General features: G+C 51.0%; 3 protein-coding genes. 2 read left to right on the top strand and 1 reads right to left on the bottom strand.

The window, feature by feature from the left end; translation table 11 throughout:
* Positions 1-662 precede the first annotated feature (662 nt).
* On the top strand, positions 663-1,007 hold the full coding sequence (locus I2E77_RS01665) for a helix-turn-helix domain-containing protein (protein ID WP_087230631.1): 345 nt from the start codon (positions 663-665) through the stop codon (positions 1,005-1,007).
* A gap of 405 nt (positions 1,008-1,412) precedes the next feature.
* A complete protein-coding gene (locus I2E77_RS01660) occupies positions 1,413-7,934 on the top strand; it encodes an Ig-like domain-containing protein (protein ID WP_195450497.1) in 6,522 nt (2,173 codons plus the stop codon).
* A 608-nt stretch (positions 7,935-8,542) separates the two neighbouring features.
* Here the strand turns inward: I2E77_RS01660 and I2E77_RS01655 are convergent.
* Positions 8,543-9,928, bottom strand: coding sequence for a VWA domain-containing protein (locus I2E77_RS01655; RefSeq protein WP_195450496.1), 1,386 nt, complete (start codon positions 9,926-9,928; stop codon positions 8,543-8,545).
* Positions 9,929-9,940 lie beyond the last annotated feature (12 nt).

Below are 9,940 nucleotides of genomic sequence, written 5' to 3'. Positions count from 1 at the left end.
GGGAAGGCGTCTTCCCTATAAGCAACGAGGGCCCAGCCCGGGAGTTTTCCCGAGGCTGGGTTCTTTTCTATATTCCGTGCTTTTCTTTTTCAGATCGGATGCAGAACGAAGGCCTCCTGTTAGGAAGTTTTTCCCTTGCCTCCGTAGGGAACGCCGTAGGCGCGAAAGGCACTGTGTGCCCGCCATAGGCGCGTCCTGACCGGAGGTCCGCGAAAGGCACTGTGCGCCCGATTGGCTATCAAAGATAAAAGGGAGAAATTCTTCCATCTAAACAGCAAGCCCCCAGCCCTCTGAATTCCCGAGAAGGGTTGCTTTCAAAACGCCAGATAATAAAGCATAGGGAAGCATCTGTTCTGGTATCCACTGGAATGGGTGCTCTTTGTTCGTTTCAAAATGGCAGGGATTTGCAGTTTCCCAAACGCATCTGTGTATGGATGGATTTTGTAAAAAAGAGAATACTTTTTGTGATTCTTTTTCGTATAATCATAACATGCAAAGGGTTTAAATTTACCATAAATTACCAAAAACGAATGCGGGAATAATGCGGGAGAATCATTGAAATCTAGATATGGATATACTATAATAAGTCAATAGTATTTGCAGAGTCAATGAAAAATCCGCTGTGAATAGCACGGGGATTTTTCGGAAGGATGGGAAACAATATGGAAGTTGGAAAACGTATAAGGGCCTTGCGTACAGCCAGAGGCCTAACACAGGAAGAACTTGGGAAACTTTTGGGCGTGAAAAAGGCTGCCGTTCAGAAATATGAAAATGGTAGTGTTGAAAACTTAAAACGCGCGACAGTTCTCAAATTGTCAGAAATTTTTGACGTATCTCCTTCTTATTTAATGGGCTTTGATGAGATCGATACGGCAAAAGCGGAAAAAATTGACGGCGTCTATTTAAATTTGGCACGGACGGCCCAGAACCTGGACTTAGACCCGGAAGACTTAGAGCTGATTATGCAGACTGTGGTGCAATTAAAACGGCGCAATGAGCAAAAGTAACCTTTAGTTTTGAAAATTTTTTAAGCGGCCACCCAATGGATGTAGATTAATTGGGTGGCCGCTTTTGCATATATTTTTCAATAAATCGATATAATTCTTGTTAAATATATATGGATGTGTGTATAATACTTTTTCTTTTAGAATTAAAAAATGAAAATATTGGTATATAATACTCAAAAAGCGGCGGAATTCAGGAGAATTATAGTGACGCTTTTTGAAAGAGGCCGCTTTGTTTTAGGGATGCGATCCAGAAAGGAGGGGGAAAGAGGTAAGAAAAATTTGGGTAAAGAATTGGAGAATTTGTAAATTTGGCGAAGGAGTGATTTTTTGAAAAGGTTGTTCAAAAAAGTAGCGGCAATAACGTTAGCCGCTGCAATGACCGCGTCTATAGGGACGGTTGGAGCAATGGCACAAACGGCAGATCCCGTTTTAACAACGCTTTCTGTTGATGAGACTACCCACGGCACAGGTGCTTTTGAAGGCGCCTATGGTACGGATGGGTACATCCTGCCTGCCTATTACGGAGACAATTCCTCTGGCATGACCGCTTATGATGCACTCCCGGATTATGTGGACGAGATTACATACAGCTATGAAGCACGCCACGGCACATGGCTGAAATCCGGAGCGCCAGCAGAATCCATGCTTGCAGTTGGAGAAGACGAGCCTCGCTTGGGCTATGTGTTCGACGATGAATGCCTGACGGTGCATGTCGATGTCAATGACGACGTCATGCATACCATCAGTTTGTATGCTGCGGAAGCGCAGGGGCGTGAACAGAGCTATCAATTTTTTGATGCAGAAACCGGGCGCGCACTTTCAGACAAAGTGACGATTTCGGATTTTGCGAGTGGCACTTATGTATCCGGTGCGTTCAGCGGGGACATTGATATTGTGATTCAGAATGAAAACATTGTGACATTGGTCACCAATTCTGTCCTCAGCGGTATCTTCTTTGATACGAAAGTCTATGAAGATGAAGTGGTCCGCTGGATCAATGTCAGCGCACCCGACGGCCGCGATACCTTTGAAAAGAGCGAATTCCCAATCCAGATGACCGCAGAAGTTGCTCCCTCTTATGCGGCAAATAAAGAGGTTTCCTGGAAAGTAGAGCCTCTGGAAGTGCTCGGCGATGGAGCTGCCAGCATTACGGACGACGGCCTATTGACTATTGAAGATCCGGGCATGTATGTGATCACCGCAGAAGCCCAAGACGGCACGGGCGTGCAGGGCACCTGCACGGTCAGCATGACCCCCGAAGACGCCGAAGAGTGGACGGTGGACACGGAAACTGGCGGAAACTGGATCGGAACGTATGGTGCGGATGGGTATGTATTGAACGCTTGGGGCGCCAATACTTCGGACGTAGAAAACCTTCCGTATTATGTGGATTCCATCTCGTATGGCACGGAGGACCGCAGCGGCAGTTATCTTGCCAGGACCGGGACCGCGGAAGAATATCCCTATGGTTTGCCGAATCCGGATGACAGCACAGGGACCCGCAAGATTGCCTATCGTTTCGACGATAAGTGCTTGACGGTCAAAATCCGTGTGAACGACAACGATACCCACAAGGTGACGTTCTACGCCTTGGCGGAGAATGAGAATGGGAGAAATAACAGCTATCAGGTCTACAAGGCGGATACCAAAATCCCGCTTTCGAAAAAGGTAGCGATTACGGATCTGACAGAAGGTAAATATGTCACAGTCACCTTCTCGGGGTCCATCGACGTCGTTATAAATAATGAAAATTATTCGCCTTTGAGAACCAATGCGTTGGTAAATGGTATCTTCTTTGACACCGATTGGGGCGAGACGATCCCTGTCCGTCGCCTGAGCATTGCGCCGGCGGATGGCGAAACCGTTCGTCCGGAGACCGGAACAGTTCAAATGAACGCAACAATCTATCCGGTCACTGCAACGGATAAGACCCTTACCTGGTCTGTAGAGCCGGAAGGCACTGATGTGGCAGAGATCGACCAGAACGGCTTGCTTACCATCCACAAGAGCGGTAGCTTCAAGGTTTGCGCTGTGTCCAACAGCGACCCCAGTATCCGTGCAGAGGTCAGTTTTGCCAGCTTGGGCGATGTGGCTATCCCGGATAAGACGGAAATCTCCACATTTGGCGATAACTTCGCGATGATCCAGAACGATATGGTTCGCGTGATCTACAATTTGGAGAGCGGCCGGTATTCTGCCTATGATCAGGAAAGCGGCCTGCCCTATATCCTGAATGCATACACCCAGGTCAACGATGAGACGAGTATCGACGGCTACACCTTCCATATGGAAGAGGTTGCGGAAGAAGATACCATCAAGACCATGCGTTTGATCGGAACCAAAGAAGGCGAGAATGGCATTGTTCTCGACGTTACTTTGGAAGACCATTGCGGGGAAATTATCCTGACAGCCGGTATTGTCAATACAACCGGCGAAGGCGTCAAGCTGATGCAGATGTATCCACTGATTGCAAATTATGCGAACGGTGGCGCTGTGTTTGTTGGCCCGGACCCGGATGAGAACCATGTGGTCCTGACCGGTGAAGGAAACTGGACCGTCCCGACTTTGCAGGACGATGTCAACATTAGCTCGAGAAACAATACCTTGATCACCTACTTGGATAATCCAAATAAGGAGAGCTTTGTCCTCGGCGGATTGACCACGTATGAGTTCCAGAATACCATCAATACGGCGTATCATGCGGGAACAGCCCTGGACAACAACGGCCGCAAGGGCATTGATGCCAGCATCCGTATCTTTGACAACACCGGTAAGCTGGTCGATGATGTAAGCGGTGAGCAGGTCGATGGAGGCTGGCTCTACATGGGCGACCAAGCTATGGTAAACTTCACAGAAGAGAATCCTTACACGGTTATGGAAGCCTATGCGGATAAGCAGGCTGAGGCTATGCATGTTGACTTGATTGATTTTGACCCGTATTATTATGAATGCTTGTGGTATGTCAACTGGTTGACATCGGGCGCAAACAACGCAGACTTTGCCGTACAGGAGGTTAAAGACCTGTATGACCGTGGAATGGCAAACTATGCGATCCCAAACCTGCGTGTGGAACCCGATACCTATGAAAACCCGAACGAGCAGCTTTGGTGGGACGACGAGCATTGGTATGAGTTCGGCCATATGACGGACAATTATCCGACCATCAAAGACTGGAACAAGGCCATGAACGAGGCTGGCGGCGAAGGCGGCCTGTATATGCAGGCGTCCTATCGTTCCGATGACTACTGCGAGCAGTATCCGGGGCACATGCTGTATAACGATCCGGAAGAGGGACCTGACTACACCGATCCGGAGTTCATCGCTCATATGGAAGATGTTTATGCAAATATCAAAGAATCGGGCATCCGTTCCCTGTTCTTCGACTATGCAGGACAGTATCACGGCAAGAGCGGCGGCTATTTCCTGGATCGTACGGGCGGTTTTGAAGACCCGTATGCAACTGCTGTTTCCGCATACCGCAACATCTTCAAGCTTGCGAAAGACAATGTCGGGCCGGATATCCGCGTCACAGAAAACTCTTGGGAACACAGTGGCACCGACCTGGCCATCGGCCTGATTGATATCCAGCGTACCATCGGCGACAACAACTCCTTTACCCCGGAGATCACCCGCATGAGCTCCTACCAGTGGTATCGCCACAGAACTACGAAGCTCTTGTATCCGGATGTAAAAGTGTTTAGCGACACCGATATGGATCTCCGCCATGCAGAGATTACCGGCACAGCCTTCTTCTTTGGAAAGATGACGGTTGGCGAGAGTGTTACCCGTATGGATGACCAGAAGATCAGGGATATCGGCAAGTCCGTCCCGTTCCCGATCAACGGCATCACGGCACGTCCGGTGGGACTGTTCCAGTCGGGCGAAAATCTGCCAGAAGTATACGACTATAAGTTTGATTCCGAGTATGATGACCATATCGTCCTGTTCTGGAACCAGACCGACAAGGCCAAGACCATCAGCGCAGATTTGGATGAAGATACCGCGTTTGGCGGTCTGAACCTGGATCCCGATAAGGAATATGAGGTTTGGGACTTCTGGAACTGGGAGTATATTGGCAAATACAAGGGCAGCGACATCCTCTCGCAGAAGGTCCGTAAGAACGAGATGCGCACCATGGCCCTTCGCGAAGTACGCGAAGATCCATATGTGCTCTCCACGAACCGCCACCTCCTGCAGGGTGATTTCGACGTGAGCAACGTCAACTATGATGCAGCTTCCAAGACTATGACTGGTACGTTTGAGATCGTCGGCAATGATACCTATAAAGCGATTATCCCGCTGAACGATAACAAGCTGCTTGTTAAGGATTTCAGCATTGACAATGACGCAGTGACCACCAGCTATGTGCAGAGCCCGTTCGGCAATTATGTCGAATTGACCCTGGATGCAGCGGAAAACCAAACGGTTAACTGGACCTTGACCTTCGAAGAGGGCGAACTTGAGCCGGATACCGAAGCCCCGACGAATATCGCGGGCCTGCGTGCTTCTGCGGACGACAATGGTATGGTGACATTGACCTGGACGCCCAGCACGGACAACAGCGGATTTGTGAAGTACAATGTCTATGCTTCCAACGAGGCGGACTTTGACTTGAACGACGATACCCTCTTGTTGACCACGAAGGAGACCTCCTTTACAGATGATGTTGCGCACGATGGCGATTACTATTATGTGGTAGAAGCAATTGATGCATCTGGAAATGCAAGCGAAGCGGAAAAAGTGCGCACCAATTCTGTGGTGGAAGAGATCGATGTGGGAATTTTGACTGCTACAGCAGGCAATGAAAACTCCACTAGCGAAGCTGCCTCCAAGGTCCTCGACGGCGACACAAGTAGCATATGGCATACCGATTGGGACGGCTCGGATAGAAGCGAGCAGTGGCTCAATATCCACTTCTCTACACCGACGGAAGTGAATGCGTATCGGTATCTACCGCGTTCCGGAGCAGGAAACGGCACGATCACCCAGTATGAGTTGCATGCAAGCACAGATAACGGCGCGACCTATGAGAAGATTGCAGAAGGAACGTGGGAAGCAGTCGACGGTTGGAAGGAAGTCACCTTCCCGAACATGACTGTAACCGACCTCAAACTGATGCCGGTTAACGCCCGTGGAAATTACTCTTCTGCGGCAGAAGTACGTGTATACAACCTGGTAGATATCTCTGAGATTGCAATGCGCGACGAATCGGTCGAACTCTCTGTGGGCGATACCTACACGGTTTGCGCAGATGTTTATCCGACTAACTACAACGATGCGGCGCTTATTTGGACGTCTTCGGATCCGGAGGTCGCTTCCGTGGACGAGAATGGCGTTGTGACAGCCTTGACCGAAGGCACAACGACGGTTACCGCACAAGTAAGCGGCACGGAGCTCCAGGCGAGCTGCGAGGTAACCGTTGGAACATCGGTGCCGGAAAATCACACGTTGACCGTCCTTTATACGAAGGATGCCAGTCTCACCGTGAACGGCGAACCGCAGCGTATTGCGGACCTGCTCGGCAAATATGAAGCGGATGTTTTGGGCGGCGAGGAACTCCAGCTTGCCTTTACCCCGGCTACGGATGGAAGAACCTTTGCAGAGGTTCTGGTGAACGGTGAAAAGGTTGACTTTGAGGCGGACAGCTTCACTTATGACCTCACGATGCCCAATGCAGATACAACGGTAGAGATTCAATTTACCACCGTTTACAAGGAAACGCTGGGCCAGATCATCGAGTATGCGAAGAGCGTCGAAGATCAGGTGGAAGAGGCGGTACCCGCTGTACAGGAAGCCTTTGCAAAGGCATTGGAAAATGCAGAGGCGGTCTATGCGGAGAAGACCTCCACGCAAGATGTGATTAATCAAGCTTGGTCCGATTTGCTCGATGTACTGCACCTGTTGGAATTCAAGCCGGGCGACACCTCCAGTTTGGAGAGCTTGGTGGAACAATTGAAGGGCATTGGCTCGGACCCCTATACGGAGGATTCGTATCAGGCGCTGCAGGATGCGCTTGCAGAGGCAGAGGCCGTTCTGGCGGATGAGAATGCCATGGATGATAGCATCAAAGAGGCGTATGATGCGCTCCTCGAAGCAGCAGAAAACTTACAGTTTGTTGCAGACCTGAGCCAGCTGGAGATGCTGATGGCGAAGGCGGATGAAATCTTCGAGAATGCGGCATTCTATACGGACGACGGTTGGGACGCCCTCGAGGAAGCATATGAAGCGGCCCTTGCCGTCACGGAGGATTCCGAACAGAGCGCTGTTGACGAAGCGGCACAGGGCCTTGTAAAGGCAATTGCGGCGATGCGCTTGAAGGCGGATAAATCCCAGCTGCAGGCGGAAGTTGACCGCGCGAACCAGATCGACCTCTCCCTCTATACGAAGGCGAGCGTACGAGCCCTGGAAAAGGCATTGGATGAAGCCTATGCGATTTTGGAGAATGAGGATCTCAGCGAAGACGACCAGGCGGTTGTTGATGCGGGGACAAAGGCGGTTGTCGCAGCGATCGGCGGCCTTGTTGAAATCGACAAGGACAACGACGATCACGACAGCAGCAACAGCTCCAGCAGCAATAAGGGCAGCACGTCTGTGAATGTTGGCAATGCATACGGCGCGGCAGGTGTTGTGGCAGCAGGCCAGAACGTATCCGCAAGCGCGTATGTGGTTTCCGACACGACGGTAAACTTCACCTTGAAGAGAGGCAGCGCATACTGCTTCAAGATGACGGTCGTGAACGGCAATGCCATGACGCCGAGCTTCACTGTCGGCAACGGCAATGTGCTGAAAACCCAGTTTGTGGCGAAGGTTGGCAATGACTACTACTACAGAGTGTATGCCACCGGCACGCCGGGCCAGAGCACAGGCGTTTACACCACCCTGCCGGGCAATGCTCCAGTGAAACACTGTGCAGTTACGATTGGCTAAATGCTTTCGTAGACGGACGCCATGCGTCCATTGCACTGTAACGATTGAATAATCGGAAATGACAAGATAAAAGGGAAGGATTCTTCCCGATAACGGTAAGGCTCCAAGCCTGGGTGTTCCCAGGGTTGGAGCCTTTTCCATATTCCATGCTTTTCTTTTTCAGATGGGATGCAGAACGATGGCTTCCTGTGTCTTTAGGCGTTTCCCCCCTTGCTTCTGTAGGGCTTTCCCTGTGGAGTGGAAAACAAACTCATCGCAGTTTGCTTTCTTAGAGAACGCCGTAGGCGTGTCCCGACCGGAGGTCCGCGAAAAGACGCTGTGCGTCCGTCCTATCAAGCACAGTGCAGTAACGGTTGGCTGATGAGGCCAAATAACAGGGAAAGGTTTTCCCGGTAAACAGAGAAGTCCCCGTCCTGGTTTTTTCCCGGGACGGGGCTTTTTACACGATCTGGGAAAGTTATAACGGGTTTTTGGGGTACGATTTAAGGGACGCCGGGAGGGTCTGTTTGCCCTGCGCTATTTATCAAAGAAAACTAGCTTATAGAAAGGAGTCCCGATATGCCATGGCATATCGGGACTCCTTTCTATAAGCTTTTCATCGGTGGAAGTTATGGTTCCAAGATATGTTTATATTGGATTTCCCGCAGCCACCCTTCAAGGTTATGTAACAAATTTTCATAGAGGGTATTGTCGCTGATATCGTCGATGTCGTCCAGCTTTAAAAAGGCTGCATTATCGGACCTGCGCCCATCGATCTCTTGAAGGCGTTCCAGAATCCCATATTCCTCCCCGTGAAGACCCACGAACTGCCAATAAATGGGGAAACGGGAGGTTTTGATCAGGATCTCTTCGATTTCCCAATCGGAGCTGAGCCTTCCATCTGTGAGAAACAGGACCATCACCGGCTTGCGGAGAGCGCCATAGATCATCATGATGTCGCGCATAGCTTCTGGTTCGTTGTTGTATTGGTAGTTGAGCATACTCATCCACCGTTCAAAACCGCCGGCCTCCGCAAAGGTATAATCCCGCACGTTATCCATGGTCACAGCGCCAAATTGGCGGCTCTTGGCCCCAAACGCCCATAGATCCATCGAACAGGGATCGGATAAGGTGGTTGCAAAGGCAAAAAATTTATCTACAACCCGCTGCATACGGCCGTTCCGATAGAGGTCAAACATGGAACCGGAGGCGTCGGCGCATGTGACGACTTGCACGGGCATTTCAGCCACTTCCGGATGGCTAGCCAAACATGCAAACATGTTCTTATATAGGCTGGTTAAATATTCGGTGTCCCCGCGGCATTGCCGGGCCAGGTTGTCCATGCGGGCGCAGACATGGGTGGGAAGTGAGGAGACGATATTCTGCACCAAGGACGGGCCTGCGGCCGGCCGGTTGGGGGACGGAACAGAGGCCCGCGGAAGCGGGGAAACGGGCGGACGATTGGGAATCGAAGGAGCGGCGGGCGTGGATTCCGCAACGGTACCTCCAAAGTGCTCCACCAGCGCCTTCAACCCACCGTTAAAGCCGCGTCCAACGGCGTTGAAACGCCAGTCGTCCCCTTTGCGATAGAGCTCACAGATCACAATCGCCCGTTCTGCCCGGAATTGGGAGCCGTCATAGGAATACCGCGCGGTTTCTTCCTGCCCTCGAAACAGACACACATGGCCCTTGGTCAGCTCCTGCATGGTGCGGGTCCCGTCGATGGAGGCGGTAAAAGACAGCTTGGCAATATGGGGCGGCAGTTGATCCAAGCGCAGATGGAAACGGACCGCGCCGGTGGCAGCTCCCCTGTGTAGGAGAATGCCGCCCTCCGGGGATTGCGTTTGGTTGTAAAAGATAAAGTAACGCTCATCCGAGAGCTTCCCGGCGTCATCCAATCCGAAACATCCGACGTCGATCTCTAAGGGAGCTTTGTGGTAGAACTCCAGTTCCAATTCCAGGCCACCACAGAGCCTGCGGATGGATTCTTTTTGCCCGCGCAAAAAATCCAGCATGTAATTTACACC

This window comes from Anaeromassilibacillus sp. 1001302B_160321_C8, assembly GCF_015554745.1.
Classification (GTDB): Bacteria; Bacillota; Clostridia; order Oscillospirales; family Acutalibacteraceae; genus Anaeromassilibacillus; species Anaeromassilibacillus stercoravium.
Note: the sequence above shows the minus strand (reverse complement) of the source record. Positions and strands in the feature narration are given on the sequence as shown.

Coding starts and splice junctions, on each gene's coding strand:
- I2E77_RS01665 (WP_087230631.1), top strand. CDS start 663: ATGGAAGTTGGAAAACGTATAAGGGCCTTGCGTACAGCCAGAGGCCTA.
- I2E77_RS01660 (WP_195450497.1), top strand. CDS start 1,413: ATGGCACAAACGGCAGATCCCGTTTTAACAACGCTTTCTGTTGATGAG.
- I2E77_RS01655 (WP_195450496.1), bottom strand. CDS start 9,928: ATGCTGGATTTTTTGCGCGGGCAAAAAGAATCCATCCGCAGGCTCTGT.